This window comes from Ancylobacter polymorphus, assembly GCF_022836935.1.
GTDB lineage: Bacteria > Pseudomonadota > Alphaproteobacteria > Rhizobiales > Xanthobacteraceae > Ancylobacter > Ancylobacter polymorphus_A.
Genome location: NZ_CP083239.1, coordinates 668,798 through 689,764 on the forward strand (window position 1 = coordinate 668,798; position 20,967 = coordinate 689,764).

General features: G+C 69.1%; 18 protein-coding genes and 1 other RNA gene. 8 read left to right on the plus strand and 11 right to left on the minus strand.

The window, feature by feature from the left end; translation table 11 throughout:
* Positions 1 to 82: 82 nt before the first annotated feature.
* The 3 genes from ffs to K9D25_RS03220 all read left to right on the plus strand — a co-directional run bounded on the left by ffs (position 83) and on the right by K9D25_RS03220 (position 2,640).
* An RNA gene (ffs, locus tag K9D25_RS03210) (signal recognition particle sRNA small type) lies at positions 83 to 180 on the plus strand.
* A 146-nt stretch (positions 181 to 326) separates the two neighbouring features.
* Positions 327 to 2,303 carry a DNA polymerase III subunit gamma/tau gene (locus K9D25_RS03215; RefSeq protein ID WP_244379190.1) on the plus strand — a complete coding sequence of 659 codons (1,977 nt, stop codon included), beginning with the start codon at positions 327 to 329 and terminating at the stop codon, positions 2,301 to 2,303.
* A 16-nt stretch (positions 2,304 to 2,319) separates the two neighbouring features.
* A complete protein-coding gene (locus K9D25_RS03220) occupies positions 2,320 to 2,640 on the plus strand; it encodes a YbaB/EbfC family nucleoid-associated protein (protein WP_244379191.1) in 321 nt (106 codons plus the stop codon).
* A 216-nt stretch (positions 2,641 to 2,856) separates the two neighbouring features.
* Here the strand turns inward: K9D25_RS03220 and K9D25_RS03225 are convergent, their stop codons facing one another.
* The 11 genes from K9D25_RS03225 to ccoN all read right to left on the minus strand — a co-directional run bounded on the left by K9D25_RS03225 (position 2,857) and on the right by ccoN (position 16,246).
* On the minus strand, positions 2,857 to 3,492 hold the full coding sequence (locus K9D25_RS03225) for a TetR/AcrR family transcriptional regulator (RefSeq protein ID WP_244379192.1): 636 nt from the start codon (positions 3,490 to 3,492) through the stop codon (positions 2,857 to 2,859).
* Positions 3,489 to 6,896, minus strand: coding sequence for an acyl-[ACP]--phospholipid O-acyltransferase (locus K9D25_RS03230; RefSeq protein ID WP_244379194.1), 3,408 nt, complete (start codon positions 6,894 to 6,896; stop codon positions 3,489 to 3,491). The genes K9D25_RS03225 and K9D25_RS03230 overlap by 4 nt, the downstream gene beginning before the upstream one ends.
* 126 nt (positions 6,897 to 7,022) lie before the next feature.
* Positions 7,023 to 8,174 carry an MFS transporter gene (locus tag K9D25_RS03235; protein WP_244379195.1) on the minus strand — a complete coding sequence of 384 codons (1,152 nt, stop codon included), beginning with the start codon at positions 8,172 to 8,174 and terminating at the stop codon, positions 7,023 to 7,025.
* The gene (ccoS, locus tag K9D25_RS03240) at positions 8,171 to 8,371 is read right to left on the minus strand and encodes a cbb3-type cytochrome oxidase assembly protein CcoS (RefSeq protein WP_244379196.1); all 201 of its coding nucleotides are present in this window, start codon (positions 8,369 to 8,371) and stop codon (positions 8,171 to 8,173) included. Before ccoS ends, K9D25_RS03235 begins: the two co-directional genes overlap by 4 nt.
* Complete coding sequence (locus K9D25_RS03245) at positions 8,368 to 10,626, minus strand: heavy metal translocating P-type ATPase (RefSeq protein WP_244379198.1); 2,259 nt, start codon at positions 10,624 to 10,626, stop codon at positions 8,368 to 8,370. The genes ccoS and K9D25_RS03245 overlap by 4 nt, the downstream gene beginning before the upstream one ends.
* A gap of 15 nt (positions 10,627 to 10,641) precedes the next feature.
* The gene (locus K9D25_RS03250; RefSeq protein WP_244379199.1) at positions 10,642 to 11,139 is read right to left on the minus strand and encodes a FixH family protein; all 498 of its coding nucleotides are present in this window, start codon (positions 11,137 to 11,139) and stop codon (positions 10,642 to 10,644) included.
* A 21-nt stretch (positions 11,140 to 11,160) separates the two neighbouring features.
* A complete protein-coding gene (gene ccoG / locus K9D25_RS03255; protein ID WP_244379201.1) occupies positions 11,161 to 12,630 on the minus strand; it encodes a cytochrome c oxidase accessory protein CcoG in 1,470 nt (489 codons plus the stop codon).
* Positions 12,631 to 12,790: 160 nt separating this feature from the next.
* Complete coding sequence (ccoP, locus tag K9D25_RS03260; RefSeq protein WP_244379203.1) at positions 12,791 to 13,675, minus strand: cytochrome-c oxidase, cbb3-type subunit III; 885 nt, start codon at positions 13,673 to 13,675, stop codon at positions 12,791 to 12,793.
* Between the two features lie 2 nt (positions 13,676 to 13,677).
* The gene (locus K9D25_RS03265; protein WP_244379205.1) at positions 13,678 to 13,833 is read right to left on the minus strand and encodes a cbb3-type cytochrome c oxidase subunit 3; all 156 of its coding nucleotides are present in this window, start codon (positions 13,831 to 13,833) and stop codon (positions 13,678 to 13,680) included.
* A gap of 10 nt (positions 13,834 to 13,843) precedes the next feature.
* Positions 13,844 to 14,599 carry a cytochrome-c oxidase, cbb3-type subunit II gene (gene ccoO / locus K9D25_RS03270; protein ID WP_244379207.1) on the minus strand — a complete coding sequence of 252 codons (756 nt, stop codon included), beginning with the start codon at positions 14,597 to 14,599 and terminating at the stop codon, positions 13,844 to 13,846.
* A 12-nt stretch (positions 14,600 to 14,611) separates the two neighbouring features.
* Positions 14,612 to 16,246, minus strand: a complete 1,635-nt coding sequence (ccoN, locus tag K9D25_RS03275) for a cytochrome-c oxidase, cbb3-type subunit I (protein ID WP_244450775.1) — start codon at positions 16,244 to 16,246, stop codon at positions 14,612 to 14,614.
* 350 nt (positions 16,247 to 16,596) lie between these two features.
* On the opposite strand from ccoN, the gene K9D25_RS03280 reads away from it, so the two are divergent.
* The 5 genes from K9D25_RS03280 (at position 16,597) to cysG (ending at position 20,885) form a co-directional block, all read left to right on the plus strand.
* Entirely contained in the window at positions 16,597 to 16,896 is a 300-nt protein-coding gene (locus K9D25_RS03280; protein ID WP_244379209.1) for a hypothetical protein, read from the plus strand.
* Between the two features lie 93 nt (positions 16,897 to 16,989).
* On the plus strand, positions 16,990 to 17,643 hold the full coding sequence (gene msrA, locus K9D25_RS03285) for a peptide-methionine (S)-S-oxide reductase MsrA (protein ID WP_244379211.1): 654 nt from the start codon (positions 16,990 to 16,992) through the stop codon (positions 17,641 to 17,643).
* 173 nt (positions 17,644 to 17,816) lie between these two features.
* Positions 17,817 to 18,542 (plus strand): hypothetical protein, encoded by a 726-nt coding sequence (locus K9D25_RS03290; RefSeq protein ID WP_244379213.1) that lies wholly within the window; start codon positions 17,817 to 17,819, stop codon positions 18,540 to 18,542.
* Positions 18,543 to 18,796: 254 nt separating this feature from the next.
* A complete protein-coding gene (locus K9D25_RS03295) occupies positions 18,797 to 19,294 on the plus strand; it encodes a TIGR00645 family protein (protein ID WP_244379215.1) in 498 nt (165 codons plus the stop codon).
* Positions 19,295 to 19,382: 88 nt separating this feature from the next.
* Positions 19,383 to 20,885, plus strand: coding sequence for a siroheme synthase CysG (gene cysG / locus K9D25_RS03300; protein WP_432207909.1), 1,503 nt, complete (start codon positions 19,383 to 19,385; stop codon positions 20,883 to 20,885).
* Positions 20,886 to 20,967: the final 82 nt, after the last annotated feature.

Below are 20,967 nucleotides of genomic sequence, written 5' to 3' on the forward strand. Positions count from 1 at the left end.
CGGCATGTCCCCACACGACCTATGAGCGCCCGCCCCAGCCAGCCCCCTTGCATCCCCCGTGCATCTGGACGATATAGGCGGCGGGAGGTTGGCGGTGGACGAGCCACTCGCCAACCGGGTCAGGTCCGGAAGGAAGCAGCCCCAACGAGCCCGGATCGGGTCTCTGTCCAGCCTCCCACCCTTGGCCACGCTGTGCGCCGACCGCTCCGCGCGGACCCTGCCCCGAAGGCACCACCGGCGCTGCCCTCGCTCTCGTCCCCGGAAATTTCCCCCGCGCGTCACTGCGCCGTTGTGCCCGGCACCGCCCGCGATGCTATGAAGGGGCCATGAGCGCCGACACTCCCGACATGCCCGACCTGACGCACCCCGGCGATGATGGGCCGGGCTTCGATCTCGGCCCGCTGCCGAGCGTGCCGGCCATGGTGCCGGCCGTGGTCCCGGCGGCGGCCGCCGCCCCGTATCGCGTCCTGGCGCGCAAATACCGGCCGCAGACCTTCGCCGATCTGATCGGCCAGGAGGCGATGGTGCGCACGCTGGGCAACGCCTTCGCCTCCGGGCGCATCGCGCAGGCCTATATCCTCACCGGCGTGCGCGGCGTCGGCAAGACCACCACCGCCCGCATCCTCGCCCGCGCGCTCAATTACGAGCCGGCCGACGGCCCCGCCGGCGGCGGCGCGCCGACGCTCGATATGCCCGTGCTCGGCCGCCACTGCCGGGACATCATCGAGAGCCGGCATGTCGACGTGCAGGAAATGGACGCCGCGTCCAATACCGGCATCGGCGACATCCGCGAGATCATCGAGGCGGCGCGCTACAAGCCGGTGCTGGCGCGCTACAAGGTGTTCATCATCGACGAAGTGCACATGCTCTCCACGGCGGCCTTCAACGGCCTGCTGAAGACGCTGGAAGAGCCGCCCGAGCATGTGAAGTTCATCTTCGCCACCACGGAAATCCGCAAGGTGCCGGTCACGGTGCTCTCGCGCACCCAGCGCTTCGATCTGCGCCGGGTCGAGGCCGGCACGCTGGCGCGCCATCTCCAGGGCATCTGCACGGCGGAAGGGGTCGGCATCGACGCCGAGGCGCTGAGCCTCATCGCCCGCGCCGCGGAAGGCTCGGTGCGCGACGCGCTCTCGCTGCTCGATCAGGCCATCGCCCATTCCGGCGGCCAGGCGACCGGCGGCATGGTGCATGGCGAGCAGGTGCGCGCGCTGCTCGGCCTCGCCGATCGCGGGCGGGTCATCGACCTGTTCGAGGCCCTGATGCAGGGCGACATCGCGAAAGCGCTGACCGAACTGCGCGAGCAATATGATTCCGGCGCCGACCCGGCGGTGGTGATCGCCGATCTCGCTGAATTCACCCATCTCGTCACCCGCATGAAAATCCTGCCCGAGACGGCGGACGACGCGGCGCTGGTGGAAGCCGAGCGCCTGCGCGGGCGGGAGTTCGCCCGTGGCCTGTCCATGCGGGTGCTCTCGCGCGCCTGGCAGATGCTCACCAAGGGCCTCAGCGAGGTGCAGCAGGCGGCGAAACCCATGCAGGCGGCGGAAATGGTGCTGGTGCGCCTCGCCTATGCGAGCGACCTGCCGACCCCGGACGAGGCGCTGCGGCGCCTGCGCGACGGCGCGCCGGAGGCGCCGGCCGGCCGGCCTTCCGGTGGCGGCGCGCCGATGGGCGGCGGGTCCGGGGGTGGCGGTTCGGCGATGGCGGCGACAGCGCCGCGCAGTTTCCCCGCGCCCTCGAAAGCCCCTTCCGCCGCGCCGACTGCCGCCAGCCACCTGTCCGTCGCCTCGCGCGCCACGCCGCGCCCGGCCGCAGCGGCGCCCGCGCCCACGCCCGGACTCGCCGTGGCGAGCTTCGAGGACCTCGTCGCCCTCGCCGCCGCCCGGCGCGACCTCAAGCTGAAATTCGCGCTGGAAAACAGCGTGCGCCTCGTCGCCTTCGAGGACGGGCAGATGGAAGTGGCGCTCGCCCCTGGCGGCGCGCCGAACCTCATTCAGGAACTGCAGTCCAAGCTGTCGGAATGGACCGGCCGGCGCTGGCTGGTCGCGCTTTCGCGCGAAGAGGGCGAGCCGACGCTGGCCGAGAAGGCCGCCGCCCAGCGCGACGCGATGATGACCGGCGTGCGCGCCGACCCGCTGGTCGCGGCGGCGCTGGCGCGTTTTCCCGGCGCCACCATCGTCGATGTGCGCTCCCTCGCCCCGGAGGAACCCGCCGGCTTCACCGGCGATGCCGACATGACCGACGCCGATCTGATGGCCGCCCGCGACGACGGGCCGGGCGCGGATGACGAGATCGAATTCTGATTAGAGGAGTTTCCCGATGAAAGACCTTCTCGGCATCATGTCGAAGGTGAAGGAGATGCAGTCCAAGATGGAGCAGCTCCAGGCGGAGCTTGAAGCCATCGAGGTCGACGGCGCCGCCGGCGGCGGCATGGTCACGGTGCGGGTCTCGGCCAAGGGCGCGCTCAAGGCGATCCATATCGACCCGAGCCTGCTGAACCCGGACGAGGCCGAGATTCTGGAAGACCTGATCGTCGCCGCCCATGCCGATGCCCGCGCCAAGGGCGAGCGCATCGTGCAGGAAAAGACCCAGGCGATCACCGCCGGCCTGCCGATCCCGCCCGGCATGAAGCTGTTCTGAGGACGGCGCCGGCGACCTCTCCCCCATGGGGTGAGGTGAAGAACGGCAGGGCCCGTTTCGACGCAGGGCGCCGCCGCTCCCTCTCCCCATCGGGGAGAGGGTTGGGGTGAGGGGCCTTTTCTGTTGCGCCGAACACGCCCCGCCCCTCACCCGCCGCTGCGCGGCGACCTCTCCCCCCATGGGGAGAGGTGAAGAACGGCCCGACCTCGCCCCGCCCTATCCCGCCTTCGCCCGTTCCACCACGCCCAGCACCGCCGCCGCGATCGCCTCCGCCTGCGCCGCCAGCGGACCTTCGATCCGGCCATAGAGCGCGAACACCGCCGGCTGCACCACGCAGCCGAGCGCCATGGCGCTGGCCAGTGTGACGCGCGCGGGCGGCACGCCGGCGCCGCGCAGCATCTGCGCCACCGCTTCCACCACATTCGCGTCCGGCGCGTCCGGCACGGTGCCGAGATGCTCGTGCTGGTGGATGAGCAGATAGGCGAACAGCGCCGGCTCGGCATCGAACAGGCCGCAGGCCAGCCGCACCACCGCCCGCAGCTTGGGCTCCAATTCCGGCTCGGCGGCGTCGAGCTGGCAAATCTGCGCCGCCAGCCCGGCATAGCGGGTGAGAAAAAGCTCGCGCGCCAATTGCTCCTTGGAGGGGAAATGCCGGTAGAGCGCCCCCTCGCTCACCCCGACGCCGAGCGCGATGTCGCGTACCGAGGTGCCGGCGACGCCCTTCTGCGCGAAGAGTTCCAGCGCCACCGCCTCGATGCGCGCGCGCGTATCCGCCCCCCGCGCCCGCGGATCAGGCCCGCGCGCCCGCGCCGCCCCGCCCTCGCGCCCGCGCCGGGCGGGCGCCGCCCTCATGCCCCGTCTCCGGCTGGCGCGCGGGCGGCGAGCATTTCCAACGCGATGCCGCGCGCCTTGGTGAAGTCCACCTTGCCCGAACCGAGCAGCGGCAGCGCGTCCATGCGCAGGATATCCGCCGGGATCATCAGCTCGGTCACCGCCCGCTCCCGGCCATAGGCCTGAAGCGCGGCGCGGGTGAGGTCCGGCGCCGTAGTCATCAGGATGATGCGCTCGCCGCGCCGCGCATCCGGCACCGCCACGGCGACATGCTCGGCATCGGGCCGCAGCGTCGCCACCATGGCGTCGATGGCGGCGAGCGAGATCATCTCGCCGGCGATCTTGGCGAAGCGCTTCACCCGGCCGCGAATGGCGACAAAGCCCTCCTCGTCGAAGCTGACGATGTCGCCCGTGTCGTACCAGCCATGCTCCGGCGGCTCGATCACGCCGGGCTTCTCCGCGCGGAGATAGCCGAGCATCACATTCGGCCCGCGCACCTGAAGCCGCCCGCCTTCCTCGATTCCGGCCATGGTCTCCAGCCGGTGATGGATGCCCGGCAGCATGCGGCCGACCGTGCCGACGCGGTTGAACATCGGCGTGTTCACCGCCAGCACCGGCGCGCATTCGGTGACGCCGTAGCCTTCCAGAATGCGGTGGCCGAACTTCTCCATCCACACCCGACGCGTTTCCGCCTTCACCGGCTCGGCCCCCGCCACCACGAAGCGCAGCGAGCGGAAATCATAGGGGTTGGCGGTGCGGGCATAGCCCATGAGGAAGGTATCGGTGCCGACAATGGCGGTGGCGTTGGTGGCGTAGACCAGTTCCGGGATGATCCGGTAGTGCAGCGGCGAGGGGTAGAGATACGTCTTCAGCCCCGACACCATCGGCAGCACCAGCCCGCCGGTGAGCCCGAAGGAATGGAACACGGGCAGCACGTTGAACATGATGTCGGCGGGCGAGAAGTCGATCCGCGCCGCCACCTGCGCCACATTGGTGAGAATGTTGCGGTGGGAGAGCACCACGCCCTTCGGCGTGCCTTCCGAGCCCGAGGTGAACAGCACGAAGGCCGGGTCATCCGGGTGGGCGGGCTTCGGCGCCGGCAACGGCAGCATCGCCCTTATCTTGTCCGGCGTGGTGACGGAGGCGCGGATGTCCTCGCTCATCAGCACCCGCACATGCTTTTCCAGTTCCGCGACTTCCGCCTCCAGCCGCGCCTTCTCGATGAACGCGCGCGAGGCGACCACGAGCTTCACCTCGGCCGCCTTGCAGGCGATGACGAGATTGGTGGCGCCGGCGGTGTAGTTGAGCATGACCGGCACGCGGCCATGGCGGGAGAGGCCCATCAGCACCACGGCGATGCCGGCGGCGTTGGGCAGCAGCACGCCGACCTTCTCGCCCGGCGCGGTCTCCTTCGCCAGCTTGTCACCGAGGATCTTCGCCCCGAGCAGCAGCTTGCGATAGGACAGGATGGTGCCGAGCGGGTCTTCCAGCACGATGCGCTTCATGCCGAGCCGCACCGCCGCGTCTTCCACCGCCTGATAGACGGTGACATTGGTGTGGCTGGTCTCGAAGACGAGATCGCTCATCACGTCATAGAGCGCCGCGCCCGCCGCGCGCCGGCGCTTGCGGCCGAACAGCTCCTTGTCGACCTTCAGCTTGCGCGGCGGCAGGATGGTGACGCGCACCTTGGGGAACAGGCGCTTGCGGGTCTGGTGGCCGTCGAGGCGGGAGAAATAGGTCTGCTCCAGCCCTTCGATGCGCACCGGCACCACGGGGGCGTCGGCCTTGTCGGCGATCAGCGCCGAGCCGTCATAGATCTTCATGATCGAGCCGGTGACGGTGATGCGCCCCTCGGGGAAGATCACCAATTGCTCGCCCTGCTGCACCTGGCGGATCAGGTCGCGGGTCGCCATCGGCTTGGTCGGGTCGAGCGGGAAGGCGCGCACCAGCTTGAGGAAGGGCTTTACCCACCACGCCTCGGCGATGGCGCGGTCGACGGCGAAGACCGGGTCATTGTCGAGCAGCGCCATGATCAGCGGCGCGTCGAGAAAGCTGACATGGTTGATGGCGATCACCGAGCCGGGACCGGCGGCTTTGAGATGCTCCGCCCCCGTCACCTCGACGCGGAACAGCACGCGGAACACCAGCTTGATGAGGTCGCGCAGCACCTGCCCCTGGAAGGCGCGGCCGGCGAGAATGGCGACGACGAGGCTCGCCGCGCCGATCAGCCCGAGCAGCGCCGGCGCGGTGAAGCCGGCGAATTGCAGCCCGGCGACGATGACCGCGCCGGCCACCATGAAGGCGGCGTTCAGCACATTGTTGCCGGCGATCACCCGGGCGCGCCGGTCCTCGCCCGCCGCCGCCTGCACGAAGGCGAAGGTCGGCACCACGAAGGCGCCGCCGGCGGCGGCCAGGCCGATCAGCCCGATGGCGGCATGCACGCCGGCGCCGGAGGTGAGGAAATCATACCAGCCGATCGGCTGGGCCGCCGGGGCGAGCGTGCCCATCATGAAGGCGAGATCGAGCGCGAACACGCCCATCAGCAGCCCCGCCGCCGGCACCAGCGCCAGCAGGATGCGCCCTTCCGACAGTTTCGCCGCCAGCGTCGAGCCGATGGCGACGCCGATGGTGAACAGGACGAGGAACAGGGTGACGACGCTTTCCAGCCCGCCAATATTGTCCTTCACCAGGGTGGGCAGCAGCGAGAGCACCACGCCGCCGACCAGCCAGAACCAGGAGACGATCAGCGCCCCGCGCCAGATCGGCTTCTCCGCGCGGATGTCGGCCAGCAGCGTCATCGTGCTGCGCCAGATGTTGCGGTCGATCACGAGGTCCGGCGCGCCGGCCAGCGTCGGGGGGATAGCGCGGGCGGACAGCCAGGCGATGACGGCGAGCACGAAGGTGAAGCCGGCCACCGCCCATTCGCCGGTATGGGTGAAGGCCAGCGCCCCGCCCACCGTGCCGCCGAGAATGGCGGCGAAGGTCGCCATCTCGATCAGCGCATTGCCGGAAACGAGTTCGTCCTTGGCGAGGTGGTCGGGCAGGATGCCGTATTTCACCGGCCCGAACAGCGCGCTCAGCGTGCCCATGAGGAACAGGCCGATGAACAGCAGCGGGATCGACTGGATGACGAAGCCGGCGCTGGCGATGAGCACGATCCAGATTTCGGCGAACTTCACCCGCCGGGCGATCAGCGCCTTGTCGTAGCGGTCGGCGAGCTGGCCGCCGAGCGAGGAGAACAGGAAAAAGGGCAGGATGAACACGCCGCCCGCCAGCGTCACCAGCGCGCCGCCATTCACATGGGCGATGCCGTAGAGGATCAGCAGCGCCATGGCGTTCTTCACGAAATTGTCGTTGAACGCCGCGAAAAACTGGCACCAGAACAGCGGCGCGAAGCGCCGTGCCGTCATCAGCCGCGTGAACATGCCTGATCCCTCACCGCAATGTCAGTGAACGATCACTTACATAAAGCGTCGCGGGCGTCAATATCGCGACCAAGGCCGTCATGCCGGATCGGCCGGCGCCGTCCGGGATGAGGGGGGATGTGAGGGCTAAATCAGCACGCCGAGCAGCGCGGCGGCGAGCAGCAGGCCGTCATGGGCGGCGAGCTGCAGCCGGTTGGGCGTGCCCGCGCCATGCAGCATCAGCGTGGTGGCAAGGCTCGCCAGCGCCCAGCCGGCGCCCACGGTGAGAAAAGCGAGGCTGATCGTCACCGCGTCGCTCGCCTGCGTCACCGCCACAGCCGCGCCGAGACACAGCGCGAGGGCGAGCAGTGCCAGCGGCGTCGCGCCGATCCGGCGCACCAGCACCCCGCCGGCCAGCGCCGGCGCGTACATCGCCACCACATGCCAGGCGACGATTCCCGAGATCAGCGGCACGCCGACGCCGCAGCCGGCCAGCGACAGCGGCGCGCCGGCCATGGCCGAGGTCATCGCCCCCCAGGCCAGCGCGCCGATCAGCGTCGGCAGGATCAGCGCCCGCCAGGCCAGCGGCGCGGGGCGTTCCAGCGGGGCGGTCATCGCCTCCACGGTGAGATCGGCATGGGAGAAGCGCGCCTCGGGCAGCAGCACGGCGAAGGCCAGCGCACCGAGCTGCGCCAGCGCGGCGAGCAGCAGCGTGCCGGCGAAGGTGTAGGGCGCGAGGGCCGCTTCCGCCGCCCCTGCCAGCAGCGGCCCGGCAAGGCCGGCCAGCGCCCCGGCGCCGATGAGGCGCGCCACCATCCCCGCCTGCGCCCCGGAGGCGGCGCCGAACGCCGCCGCGTGGCGGTAGAACATGCCGAAGCCCTGCGCTGCGCCGAGCCAGGCGGCACCCAGCACCAGCATCGGGAAGGCACCGAGCGCCATCGCATAGGCCGCCATCAGCCCGCCGGCGACGCCGAGGCTGGCGCCGAGCGCGAAGGCGGCGCGCCGGCCGAAATTGTCGAGCAAAAAGCTGGCGGGAAGGCTCGCCAGCGCCGCGCCGAGCAGCAGGGCGCCGAGCGGCAGGGTGGCGAGTTCGGGGCGCGGGGCCAGCATCGCCCCGGCGAGCGGCAGCGCGCCCAGCGTCAGCGCCTGCGCCAGCACCACGAGGGCGAAGCCGCCGGCCAGTCGGCCGATGCCGAGCGAGCGGCGCAGCGCGCGTGGCGCGTCTTCCGGGCAGGCGCAGCCGAGCCGGCCGGCACGGGCGGCTTCCGCCTCGGCGTCGAAATACTCGCTCGCGCTCATGCCCGCGGCTCGCCGGTCAGGGCGTTGCGGTCCGGGCGCTCATGCGCCGTCTCGTGTAGATCGTCATCGGACAGCACGCGCACCGCCGCGCCCTCGATATCGTCATACTGGCCGCTGCGCAGCGACCAGAGGAAGGCCACCAGCCCGAGCAGGCCGAGGCTCAGCGCCGCCGGCACCAGATAGAGCAGCACGCTCATGCCGCCTCCTTTTCCCCGGCGGCAAAGCCGCCCTGCCGCGCACGGAGCGCGTTCAGCGTGACGATGACCGACGAGCCCGACATGGCCAGCGCCGCCACCAAGGGCGTCACATAGCCGGCGACCGCCAGCGGCACGGCGATGAGATTGTAGATGACGGCAATCATCAGGTTCTGCCGCATCAGGTGCCGCGCCCGCCGCGCCACTTTCAGCGCGAGGACGACAGGCGCCAGCTTCTCGCCGAGAAACACCGCGTCGGCCTGCGCCCGCGTCACGTCGGCGGCGCTGATCGGCGAGAGCGAGACATGGGCGCTGGCGAGCGAGGGCGCGTCATTGATGCCGTCGCCCACCATAAGCACGCCCTTCCCCGTGGCGTCGAGGCTCTCCAGCACGGCGATCTTGTCGCCCGGCCGCATCTGCGCCCACCAGTCGGTGACGCCGAGTTCGCCCGCCACCGCCGCCACCGCCGCGCGCCGGTCGCCCGAAAGCAGCACCACCTTCAGCCCGGCGGCGCGCAGCTCGTCGATCACCGCCCTGGCGTCGCGGCGCAGCGCCTGGCGAATGTCGAGCACGGCGCAGGCTTCCCCCAGCCGCACCGCGACCAGCGAGGCCTCGGGGCTCAGGGCGGCACGTTCGGCCGCGAGCTTTTCGCAGCCGCAAAAGGCCGGGCTGCCGAGCCGCGCCATAACCCCGTCAATCTCCGCCTCCACCCCCGCGCCGGGCACCTCGCGCACCGTGTCGAGCGGCCGTGCGTCGGGGTGCGCGGCGGCGATCGCCCGCGCCAGCGGGTGGGTGCTGGCCAGCGCCAGCCGGGCGGCGGCGGCGAGCAGCGGTGCCGGCACATCGCCCGCGTCGGAAAGGCTCGGCTCCGGCAGGGTCAGCGTGCCGGTCTTGTCGAAGGCGACGGTGTCGATTTCGGCGAGGCGCTCGAAGGTGTCGCCGGAATGCAGCAGCACGCCGGCGCGCATCAGCGTGCCCGCCGCCACCACCTGCACCGCCGGCACGGCCAGCGCCAGCGCGCAGGGGCAGGTGATGATGAGAACCGCTACCGCGATCAGCACCGCCTGGTGCAGCGAGGCACCGGCGATCAGCCAGCCGACCAGCGCCAGCAGCGCCGTGGTGTGCACCATCGGCGCGTAGAGCCGGGCGGCGCGGTCGGCGAGGCGGATATAGCGCCCGCGCGCAGTCGAGGCCTTGTCGAGCAGCCGCTCGATCTCGTCGAGAAACGTGTCTTCCCCGGCCGCGACGGTCTTCAGCCGCAGCACGCCGTCATGGATGAGGCTGCCGGCATGCACGGTGGCGCCGACGCTTAGGCTGCGCGGCAGCGTCTCGCCGGTGACGAGGCTCTCATCCACCGCCGCCGTGCCGGACAGCACGATGCCGTCCACCGGCGCGCGCTCGCCCGCCCGCAACATCACCTCGTCGCCCGGCTTAACCGCGGCGGCGGGCACGGTGACGAGCCGCCCGTCCGGCTCGATGCGGTTGGCGCTCACCGCCTTCAGCGCCGCGAGATTGCCCGCCTCCGCCCGCGTGCGCCGGCGCATGGCATGGTCGAGATAGCGCCCCGCCAGCAGGAAGAACAGCAGCATCACCGCCGAGTCGAAATAGGCGTGCTCGGCATGGTGCAGCGTCTCGAACACCGAGACGCTGAGCGCCAGCAGCACGCCGAGCGTAATCGGCACGTCCATGTTGAGCGAACGCGCCTTCAACGCCCGCAGCGCGCTCTGGAAGAAGGGCTGGCCGGCATAGGCGGCGGCGGGCAGCGCGATCAGCGCCGAGAGCCAATGGAAGAAATCGCGCGTCTCGGGGGTGATGTCGGTGACATTGCCCGACCACACCGACACCGAGAGCAGCATGATGTTCATCGCCGCGAAGCCGGCGACGCCGAGGCAGCGCAGCAGGTGCCGCGAGGTGGCGTTGTCGATCTCCTCCAGCCGGTCCGCCTCGAAGGGATAGGCGCGGTAGCCGGCCTTCGCCAGCGCCTCCAGCACCCGTGCCGGGGCGGGCTCGGCCTTCGCCTCCCAGCCGATGGTGAGGCGGTGGGTGGTGTAGTTCAGCCGCGCCCGGGCGATGCCGGGCAGCGCCTCGCAGCCATCCTCGATCTCGTCGATGCAGGCGGCGCAGTCGATGCCCTCCACCGCGAAGGCCATTTCCGCCTGCCCGGCCGGGTCGCGGCGCAGGAACAGCGAATAATCCTGCGTCGCCGGGGTGGCGGGCAGAGAGGCGGTCGCCGGGAGAGAAAGAGCCTGCGCGCCCATGGGTTTGCCTCAGGACTAGCGGATGACGACGCGGTTGGTGGAGCGGAACAGCCGCTCGCCGTCGCGGGAGAGTTCGATCACCAGCTCCCACTGGCCGGCGGCGATGGTGTCGCTCGCCCGCCACTGGCCGGCGCCGACCTTGACCGGATCGAGCGTCACGTCGAAGCGGCGGTCGGTGGGATGGCGCAGCGTGGCGCTGAGCGCGACATCGGTGAGCGGTCGGCCGGCGGCGTCGCGGGCGGCGACATCGAGCCGACCCGGCTCGATATGGGCGTCGACCTGCCAGTGGCGCGCGGCCTGGGCGGCGGCGGCCTCGCTCTCGGCCTTGAAGGCGAGCCCGGCCTTGTAGGAGCTTTCCGTCTCCACCCCGCCGAACGTGGTCAGCGCCGCCCGCACCAGGAAGAAATTGGCGGTGAACACCACGCCGAAAAAGGCGATGAAGCAGAGCAGCACCGTCCGGCCGGTGAGTGGCCGGACCTTGGGTTCGTCGCGCGCGGTCATGAGCGTGGCCATGCGGGGTCTCCGGTCGGGGCGTCAGGGGCCCTTGAAATGGTCGGGAGCGGTCGAGGTCTCGCCGCCGATCACGTCGGTGACGGAGAAGGTGACCGGCAGCGAGGCATTGGCCGGCAGCTTGGCGGAGGTGGAGATCAGCGCCCGCAGCTCATAGGTCTGGTCCGGCCCGACCTCGACCACGGGATGGCCGTTCTCGGTTTCGGAAATGCCGCCCACTACTTCCAGCCGCGCCTCCGGCACGCCCTCCACCGCGATGGCGAAGCGGCGCGGCAGCGACTGCTTGTTGACGATGCGCAACGTGTAGGCATTGCGCAGCGAGCCGTCGGAGAGCCGCACGAACAGCGGGTTGCGGTCATGGATGACGGAGACGCCCTCCGAGCCCCGCATCGCCAGCGTCGCCACCATGATGCCGCCGACAATGACGATCAGCCCGGCATAGAGCAGGGTGCGGGCGCGCAGCACCTTGCTGACCGGCGCCAGCCCCTTCATGCGGCGCTCGACATTCATCTCGGTGTCGTAGGCGATCAGCCCGGTGGGGCGGCCCACCTTGTTCATCACCGTATCGCAGGCGTCGATGCACAGGCCGCACTGGATGCAGGCGAGCTGGCTGCCGAGCCGGATATCGACACCCGTCGGGCAGGCGGCGACGCATTGCTTGCAGTCGATGCAGTCGCCCGCCGGCACGCCCGCCGCGCGCAGCGCCTCGGTCTTCTTGAACGAGCCGCGCGGCTCGCCGCGATCGTAGCGATAGGTGACGTTGAAGGCGTATTCGTCGGTGAGCGCGGCCTGGATGCGCGGCCACGGGCACATATAGGTGCACACCTGCTCGCGCATATGGCCGGCGAGCACATAGGTGGTGAAGGTCAGAATGGCGATCCAGAGATAGGCCACCATCGGCGCGGTGCCGGTGAACAGCTGCCACACCAGCGTCGGCGCGTCGGCGAAATAAAGCACCCAGGCGCCGCCGGTCCACCACGCCACCATCAGCCACAGCGTGTGCTTGGACGCCGCCTCGAAGACGCGCCGGCCGCGCGAGGCGGTCTTCAGCTTCTCACGCCGCTCGCGCGGGTCGCCTTCCACCATGCGCTCAATGGCCTGGAACAGGTCGGTCCACACGGTCTGCGGGCAGAGATAGCCGCACCACAGCCGCCCTGCCACCGCGTTCATCAGGAACAGCACGAGGGCGGCGAGGATCAGAAGGCCGGTGACGTAGTAGATTTCCTGCGGCCAGATTTCGATGAAGAAGAAATAGAACCGCCCATTGGCGAGATCGACCAGCACCGCCTGCGAGGGCGCGTTCGGCCCGCGGTCCCAGCGCAGGAAGGGCAGCAGATAATAGATGCCGAGGGTGACGATGAGCAGCGTCCACTTGATCTTGCGGAACGTGCCGTGGACGGCGATGGGGTAGATCTTGCGCCGGGCCTCGTACAGCGGGGCATCGTCGTCATATTCGGGCTCTTCGAGCCGTTCCACCTTGGTCGCCATGTTCATGTCGGTCCCCGAAGCGTGCGCTGTGCGCCTCTCATGGAGACTTTCTAAACCCGTGCGCGGGGAGCGTTGATCCGGGGCTTGCCGGGCGGAAAAATGCTTATGCGGCGGGACGCCGCTGAGACGCCCCGCCGCATGGCCTCAACCCGTCAGGGTGCGCGCGCTACTGTCCCCCACCGAGCGCATGCACATAGACGGTGAGAGCCTTGATGGTGGTCGGGTCGAGACGCCCCGACCAGGCCGGCATGATGCCGGCGCGGCCATTGGTCAGGGTGGCGATGATGGTGTCGCGGTCCGAACCGTAGAGCCAGATGCCGTCGGTGAGATTGGGCGCGCCAAGCTCGATATTGCCCTTGCCGTCGGCGCCGTGGCAGGCGGCGCAATTGGCGGCGAACACTTCCTTGCCCTTGGCGAGGTCCGGCGTCACGCCCTTCGGCACCGGCAGGTTGGAGAGCGAGCGCACATAATCCGCCACCGCGACGATTTCCGGACGCTGCAGCAGGCCGTCGCGGCCGAAGGCGGGCATATCGCCGACATGGGCGTCGGCATCGGTGGAGCGGATGCCGTGCAGGATGGTCTGCTGGATCTGCTCCAGCGAGCCGCCCCACATCCAGTCGTCGTCGTTCAGGTTGGGATAGCCCTTGGAGCCGGCGGCACCCGAGCCATGGCACGGGGCGCAATTGTCGCCGAAGGCGGCGCGGCCCTGGGCGCGGGCGAAGGCCAGAAGTTCGGGATTGGCCTCGATCTGTTCGAGCGAGGCAGCCTCCAGCTTCTCGGCGAAGGCGCCGCGCTGGGTGCGCAGGTCCGCGAGCTGGACCTGCACCGCCTCGCGCGACTTCCAGCCGAGCACGCCTGAGGTGTAGCCGGAGACCAGCGGCCAGGCCGGGTAGGCGATCCAGTAGACCACCGCCCAGACGATGCAGGCATAGAAGGTCCACAGCCACCAGCGCGGCAGCGGGTTGTTCAGTTCGCGAATGCCGTCCCACTCGTGGCCGGTCGTCGAGACGCCGGTGACGGCGTCGACTTCGTTCTTGTGATGCTCGGCCATGATCAATCCTCGCGCAGCGGCATGCGGGCAGCGTCCTCGAACTGCGCCTTGCGCCGCGGCGAGAGCGCATAGGCGAGCACGCAGAGGAAGATGCCGACGAAGTAGAGAAGCCCCCAGGTCTGAGCGAATTCGGCGAGGGCGCGATAGGTCTCGTTCATCCCAGCCTCCTCAGCGGATGTTTGCCTTGTCGTCGTAGAGCTTGAAGTCGACCATGGTGCCGAGCGCCTGGAGATAGGCGATCAGCGCATCCGCTTCCGACAGAAGCTTGGGATTGCCGTCAAAGTCGCGCTGCTGCGCGCCGGGATAGCGTTCCTTCAGCCCGTCGGCATCGGCGTCGGGGTTGGCCTGCGCCCGAAGGTCCGCCAGCGCTTCCGTGACCATCGCCTCGGAATAGGGCACGCCGAGCACGGCGTTCACCTTCATGTCGTCGGCGACCTCATAGGTCTTGAGCGGGGTCTGCGCCAGGAAGGGGTAGCCGGGCATGATCGAGCCCGGAACCACCGAGCGCGGATCGGCGAGGTGCTGGCGCTGCCATTCGTCGGAATATTTGTTGCCGACGCGGGCGAGGTCCGGCCCGGTGCGCTTGGAGCCCCACTGGAACGGGCGGTCATACATGCTCTCGGCCGCCAGCGAGTAGTGGCCGTAGCGTTCCACCTCGTCGCGCAGCGGGCGCACCATCTGCGAGTGGCAGTTGTAGCAGCCCTCGCGGACATAGATGTTGCGGCCCGCAAGCTCCAGCGGTGTCCAGGGACGGATGCCGGAGACCTTCTCGATGGTGCTCTTGAGGTAGAACAGCGGCACGATTTCCACGAGGCCGCCAATGGCGACCACGAGCAGGATGCCGATCACCAGCCAGATCGAGTTCTTCTCGAGAAAGGCGTGCTTGGCCCAGAGGGATTTCTTCGGAGCGACGGCTTCAGCCATGATCTTGCCTCCTCACTCGGCCGGCACGAGGGACGGGTTGGGGACGCCGGTGCCGGCTTCCGCCAGATCCGGCTGGCGGATGGTCATGATCAGGTTGAAGGCCATGATCAGCCCGCCGATCAGGAACAGCACGCCACCCACCGCGCGGATGATGTAGAAGGGGTGCATCGCCTCGACCGTCTCGATGAACGAGTATTCGAGGAAGCCGAGCGAGGTGTAGGCGCGCCACATCAGGCCCTGTAGGATGCCCGCCACCCACATCGCCGAGATGTAGAAGACGATACCGATGGTCGAGATCCAGAAGTGCCAGTTGACGAGGCGGAGCGAATACAGTTCCCGCTTCTGCCAGAGCCAGGGCACGAGGCAGTAGATGGCGCCGAAGGAGATGTAGGCGACCCAGCCCAGCGCACCGGAATGCACATGGCCGATGGTCCAGTCGGTGTAGTGGGACAGCGAGTTCACCGCCTTCACCGACATCATAGGGCCTTCGAAGGTCGACATGCCGTAGAAGGCGACCGACACCACCATCATGCGCAGTACCGGGTCGGTGCGCAGCTTGTCCCAGGCGCCCGAGAGCGTCATCAGGCCGTTGATCATGCCGCCCCAGGAGGGCATCCACAGGATGATGGAGAAGGTCATGCCCAGCGTCTGCGCCCAGTCCGGCAGCGCGGTGTAGTGCAGGTGGTGCGGGCCGGCCCAGATATAGATGAAGATCAGCGCCCAGAAGTGGATGATCGACAGCCGGTAGGAATAGACCGGCCGGTCGGCCCGCTTGGGGATGAAATAGTACATGATGGCGAGAAAGCCGGCGGTGAGGAAGAAGCCGACCGCGTTATGGCCGTACCACCACTGCACCATTGCATCCTGCACGCCCGCCCAGACGATGTAGGATTTGGGCGAGAACACCGAGACCGGGATGCTGGCATTATTGCCGAGATGCAGCATCGCGATGGTGACGATGAAGGCGAGGTAGAACCAGTTCGCCACATAGATGTGCGGTTCCTTGCGGCGCCACAGCGTGGCGAGGAACACGAGCAGATAGGTCACCCACACCACGGTCAGCCACAGATCGGCGTACCATTCCGGCTCGGCATATTCCTTGCCCTGGGTGATGCCCAGGAGATAACCCGTGCCGGCGATGACGATGAAGAAATTATAGCCCAGCACCACGAACCACGGCGCGAGATAGCCGACGAGGCGGGCGCGCGAGGTGCGCTGCACCACATAGAACGAGGTGGCGATCAGCACGTTGCCGCCAAAGGCGAAGATCACCGCCGAGGTGTGCAGCGGGCGCAGCCGGCCGAAGGCGGTCCAGGGCAGGTCGAAGTTGAGCCAGGGGAAGGCGAGCTGGAAGGCGATGACGACGCCGACCAGGAAGCCGGCAATGCCCCAGAACATCGCCGCCGCGGTGGCGAATTTCACCGGGCCGAAATTGTAGTTCGGCTTGCCGTCGATCTCCAGCGCCGGCAGGGCCGCCGGGCGGTCCACATAGCGGTTGAGGATGACGAACACCGCCGCGATGCTGGCGAAGGCCGAGAGATAGGCGTGGAAGGCATAGGCGGCATCGTGCGTCTTTGCCGCGACGGTGATGCAGGACAGCGCCAGGACCGCGAAGACGAAGGCGAGGCCGCCCTCGCCGAAGGTCATCTTCTTTCCGCTCTGATCGACGCCCGGCTCGGTGGCACCCGAGCCGCGTCCAGCGGAGCTTTGTAGCTGCGTCATTCGACCCTCCACGTTCCGATCGGCCGATCTGGAACGACTCCATGATGTGGAGGGAGCTTTCGCGCCGCGGGCGAGCGACAACCTTGATCCACATCAAGGCTAAGGGTCTTCACGGACGCGCGAGACCGGCGGCGCAATGCCGCGCGCACAGGGTTTTGCCGCGGCCCTCCCCGGCCGTGCCGGACCGCGCGGGCCTTGCCTCCCCCGCCCGCCCCGCCTACAGACGGTCGGACGCGACAGATGCGCCACAGCGCATGAGGACCGGGACGCCGCGCATGATCCGCTTTCTCTTCCGCTTCGTCGGCCTGTGGGTTCTGGCCGGGGCCTTCGTGGCGCTGGTGCTGGACGGGGTGCGCTCCATCGCCTCGGCGGAGATCGTCACCACCCCGCTCGGCGTCACCTGGCTCGCCGTGGGACCGGACTCGCTGACCCGCTTCCAGGCCTTCGTCACCCGCACCCTCTCCGCCACGGTGTGGGATTATCTCGTCGTGCCGGTGCTCGGCGCCCCTCTCTTCCTCGTGCTCGGCGTCATCGGCGCGCTGCTGCTGCTGATCGGCCGCCGCCCGGCGGCGTGATGCCGCGCGCGTGAAGAGCGCGGCACGGCTCCGCCCTCGCGCGAAGCGGCGGCAATCCCCATATTGGCGCCATTCCAGCAAGGGATTTGCCCCATGTTCTTCTTCAAGAAGAGTATCGACCTGCCGACCCCCGCGCAGGCGCTGCCCGGCCGCGCCCGCCCGCTGCCCACCGCCGAGACCCATTTCGTCAACGGCCACAAGCTGAAGGGCCCCTATCCCGAAGGGTTCGAGACCGCGATTTTCGGGCTTGGCTGCTTCTGGGGCGCGGAGCGCAAGTTCTGGCAGACGCCGGGCGTCTATGTGACCGCCGTCGGCTACATCAACGGCATCACCCCGAACCCGACCTATGAGGAGACCTGCACCGGGCTCACCGGCCATGCCGAGGCGGTGCTGGTCGTGTTCGACCCCGCGAAGGTCAGCTACGCACAGCTGCTCAAGCTGTTCTGGGAGAGCCACGACCCGACCCAGGGCATGCGGCAGGGCAATGATGTCGGCACCACCTACCGTTCCGGCATCTATGTCACCTCAGCCCAGCAGCGCGCGGAGGCCGAGGCGAGCAAGGCGGCCTATGAGCCGGCGCTGAAGGCGAAGGGCTTCCCCGCCATCACCACCGAGATCGTCGACGCCCCGGTGTTCTACTTCGCCGAGGACTACCACCAGCAATACCTCGCCAAGAACCCGAACGGCTATTGCGGGCTCGGCGGCACCGGCGTCTCCTGCCCCATCGGCACCGGCGTCACCGCCTGACGTCACCGCCTGACGCCACCGGGGGCGGCGGGTCTTCCCGCCGCGCCTCGCCACCCGCCGTGCCTGTCTGTTCTTTGCCTGTCTATTCTTGGTCGCATCGCCGGGCGCGTCTTCCGCCTGGCGCCGGTGTGGGGGTAGCTTCCCGCCACCCGCCCCGACCGAGGATGTTGCCCATGTTCGCCCGGCTCCCCACGCTCACCCGCTCCGCCCTTCTTGCCCTGCTGCCGCTGTGCGCGACGGCGGCGCTGGCGCAGCAGCCGACGCCGGATGTCACGCCGAAGCTGCCGGCGGTGCTGCGCGACGCGCGCTATTGCGAGCTGGTGGCGGTGCATCTCACCCTGGACGGCCTCAAGGCCTCGGTGTTCAACACGCTCGGCTTTGACGACTGCCCCGCCGACAAATGGGACGCGCTGACCCGGCGCGACCTGCTCCGGGAGTTCGACACGCTCGCCGTGGTCATGAACGGGCCGCGCCATTTCATCATGGACGGCATCACCGCCACCGGCGACACCAAGACCGGCGAGGTCATCACGGTGGGCGGCATCGTCATGGCCAAGCGGGCGGAAGTGTCGCTGTCGCTGCATCAGGCGATGGGGCCGAGCTATACCGAGCAGACCATCGACCGCGAGACCACCTACCGCTTCGACGCCGGCAAGCCGGTGTTCCAGCTCACCGCCCCGGACGGCGCGGTCTATGTGATGCAGTCCTACGCCCAGATCGTCGACCCGACGCTGAGCTATGCCGACCTCGCCGGCCTCGGCAGCCGGCTCAAGCCGCCGGCGGGCTGGAGCTACAGCACCCGCACGCCGCAGCAGGACCTGCTGCTCGACGCCAAGGGCACCGCCATCGTCATTCAGGACGAGCTGAAGAACACCTATCAGAAAGTGACGGCGAACTAGAGCCTGATCCGATCAGCTTGAATCAAGCTGATCGGTGAATCAGTCTCTCGATTATTGATAGAGAACGTTTTTCCGATCTGATTGCGATGCAAACAGATCGGAACGTGCTCTAGCACGCTGTCGCCCAGCGAGGGGTACGCGACGCCCCGCGCGCGCCCCTCGCGCCCCTTCATAGAGCCTATTGCCGCCGGCGCCGCGTCGTGGCACGCCTTTCGCACCCGCGAGAGGCGGGGTCAGCTCAAGGCGACGGACGCATGGAAAAGGTCATCGAACGCTTCATCTTCGTCAGCCGCTGGATCATGGCGCCGTTCTATCTCGGGCTGGTGATCGCGCTTGCGGTGCTTCTGTTCAAATTCGGCGTCGAACTCCTGCATTTCGTCACCCACGCCAATGAGTTCGACGAGGCCGACACCATTCTCGGCATATTGGCGCTGATCGACCTCACCTTCACCGGCTCGCTGGTCATCATCGTCATCTTCTCCGGCTATGAGAATTTCGTCTCCAAGATCGACGCCTCAGGCCATTCCGACTGGCCGGAATGGATGACCAAGGTCGATTTCTCCGGCCTCAAGCAGAAGCTGCTCGCCTCCATCGTCGCCATTTCCGCCATCGCGCTCTTGAAAGCCTTCATGAATCTCGACCGCGGCGTCGACGAGAAGCAGCTGATGTGGCTGGTCATCATCCATGTCGTGTTCGTGCTCTCCGGCGTGGTGCTGGCCTGGACCGACAAGCTGTCGGAAAAGGCCCACTGATATTTTCCGAACAATTTTCGTCCATTACCTTTAATCGACGGGAATTTTGTGTGATAAGTCCACCAGCCCCTCTCGGACGACCGCCGCGATGACCGATTCCGCCCTCCCCACCCCGCCCGGCGCGCGCCGGGCCCGCCGCGCTTCCGGGCGCATGGACCCGCTCGCCCGCCTGCCGGTGTTCTTCGCGCTGGCCGGGCGCCGCGTCGTGCTGGCCGGCGGCTCGGAGGCGGCGGCGTGGAAGGCGGAGCTGCTCTCCGCCGCCGGGGCGCGGGTGGAGGTGATCGCCCCCGATTTCTGCGAGGATCTGGTCGAACTCGCCGCCGCCCCGCCCGACGGCCCGCTCCTGCTCATCGCCCGCGACTGGACCCCGGCCGACCTCGACGGCGCGGCGCTCGCCATCGGCGCGATCGAGGAGGACGAGGAGTGCGCGCGCTTCGCTGAGGCCGCGCGGCGCGCCGGCGTGCCGGTCAATGTGGTCGACAAGCCCGCCTTCTGCGATTTCGCCTTCGGCGCCATCGTCAACCGCTCGCCGCTGGTGGTCGGCATTTCCACCGACGGCGCCGCCCCGGTGTTCGGGCAGGCGGTGCGGGCCAAGATCGAGGCGGTGATCCCACAGGGCTTCAAGCGCTGGGCGGAAGCGGCGCGCAGCTGGCGCCCGGCGGTGTCCGCCCTCGCCCTGTCCTATCAGGGCCGCCGCGGCTTCTGGGAGCGCTTCACCCGCGCCGCGCTGGAGACGCCGGAGGCCGAACCGACGGAGGCCTTGCGCGAGAGCCTGCTCGGCCGCGCCGAGGTCGAGCGCTCCGACACGCCCCAGGGTTCCGTCGCGCTGGTCGGCGCCGGCCCGGGCGATCCGGAACTGCTCACCCTGAAGGCGGTGCGCGTGCTGCAATCCGCCGATGTGGTGCTGTATGACGATCTCGTCGCCCCGGCGGTGCTCGATGTCGCCCGCCGCGAGGCCCGCAAGATGCTGGTCGGCAAGACCGGCTACAAGGCCTCCTGCAAGCAGGACGACATCAACGCGCTGATGGTCTCGCTGGCCAAGCAGGGCAAGCGCGTGGTGCGGCTGAAGGGCGGCGACCCCATGGTGTTCGGCCGCGCCGGCGAGGAAATCACCGCCGCGCGCCATGCCGGCCTGCCGGTGGAAGTGGTGCCCGGCATCACCGCGGCGCAGGGGGCGGCGAGCCGGCTCACCACCTCGCTCACCCATCGCGACCATGCGCGCCGGCTGCAATTCGTCACCGCCCATGCGCGCGACGGCAAGCTCCCGCGCGATCTCGACTGGCAGGCGCTGGCCGATCCCGCCGCCACCACGGTGGTCTACATGCCCCAGCGCACCTGGGGCGAACTGGCGGGCAAGGCGATGGCGGCGGGGCTCGATCCGGCGACGCCGGCCATCGCGCTGTTCTCGGCCACGCGGCCGGAGGAACGGCAAATCCCCGCCACCGTCGCCACGTTGCAGGCGGCGCTGGAAGCGGCGGTGGCGGATGGCGCCAGCGGGCCCTGCCTCATTCTGTTCGGCCATGCGATTGGCGAGGCGGCAGCCTTCGCGCAGCCGGAAGCGGCGGAAGTGGCCCAGGCCGCGCGGGGGTAAACGCTCTTCACCGTCATCCCGGACGGCCGAAGGCCGATCCGGGATTGCCGCCAGTCCTGAGAACGATCCCGGCTCTCGCTCC

Bases quoted from the DNA above. Each gene is read 5' to 3' on its own strand.
- ccoN (WP_244450775.1), bottom strand. From the start codon at position 16,246: ATGACCTTCGGCGAGGGCGGCCTCGCCTTCGTCTTCGCGGTCCTGGCG.
- K9D25_RS03290 (WP_244379213.1), top strand. From the start codon at position 17,817: ATGTTCGCCCGGCTCCCCACGCTCACCCGCTCCGCCCTTCTTGCCCTG.
- ccoG (WP_244379201.1), bottom strand. From the start codon at position 12,630: ATGAACATGGCGACCAAGGTGGAACGGCTCGAAGAGCCCGAATATGAC.
- K9D25_RS03230 (WP_244379194.1), bottom strand. From the start codon at position 6,896: ATGTTCACGCGGCTGATGACGGCACGGCGCTTCGCGCCGCTGTTCTGG.
- K9D25_RS03245 (WP_244379198.1), bottom strand. From the start codon at position 10,626: ATGGGCGCGCAGGCTCTTTCTCTCCCGGCGACCGCCTCTCTGCCCGCC.
- K9D25_RS03250 (WP_244379199.1), bottom strand. From the start codon at position 11,139: ATGGCCACGCTCATGACCGCGCGCGACGAACCCAAGGTCCGGCCACTC.
- K9D25_RS03280 (WP_244379209.1), top strand. From the start codon at position 16,597: ATGATCCGCTTTCTCTTCCGCTTCGTCGGCCTGTGGGTTCTGGCCGGG.
- K9D25_RS03215 (WP_244379190.1), top strand. From the start codon at position 327: ATGAGCGCCGACACTCCCGACATGCCCGACCTGACGCACCCCGGCGAT.
- K9D25_RS03295 (WP_244379215.1), top strand. From the start codon at position 18,797: ATGGAAAAGGTCATCGAACGCTTCATCTTCGTCAGCCGCTGGATCATG.
- K9D25_RS03220 (WP_244379191.1), top strand. From the start codon at position 2,320: ATGAAAGACCTTCTCGGCATCATGTCGAAGGTGAAGGAGATGCAGTCC.
- K9D25_RS03225 (WP_244379192.1), bottom strand. From the start codon at position 3,492: ATGAGGGCGGCGCCCGCCCGGCGCGGGCGCGAGGGCGGGGCGGCGCGG.
- ccoO (WP_244379207.1), bottom strand. From the start codon at position 14,599: ATGGCTGAAGCCGTCGCTCCGAAGAAATCCCTCTGGGCCAAGCACGCC.
- K9D25_RS03235 (WP_244379195.1), bottom strand. From the start codon at position 8,174: ATGAGCGCGAGCGAGTATTTCGACGCCGAGGCGGAAGCCGCCCGTGCC.
- K9D25_RS03265 (WP_244379205.1), bottom strand. From the start codon at position 13,833: ATGAACGAGACCTATCGCGCCCTCGCCGAATTCGCTCAGACCTGGGGG.
- msrA (WP_244379211.1), top strand. From the start codon at position 16,990: ATGTTCTTCTTCAAGAAGAGTATCGACCTGCCGACCCCCGCGCAGGCG.
- cysG (WP_432207909.1), top strand. From the start codon at position 19,383: ATGACCGATTCCGCCCTCCCCACCCCGCCCGGCGCGCGCCGGGCCCGC.
- ccoS (WP_244379196.1), bottom strand. From the start codon at position 8,371: ATGAGCGTGCTGCTCTATCTGGTGCCGGCGGCGCTGAGCCTCGGCCTG.
- ccoP (WP_244379203.1), bottom strand. From the start codon at position 13,675: ATGGCCGAGCATCACAAGAACGAAGTCGACGCCGTCACCGGCGTCTCG.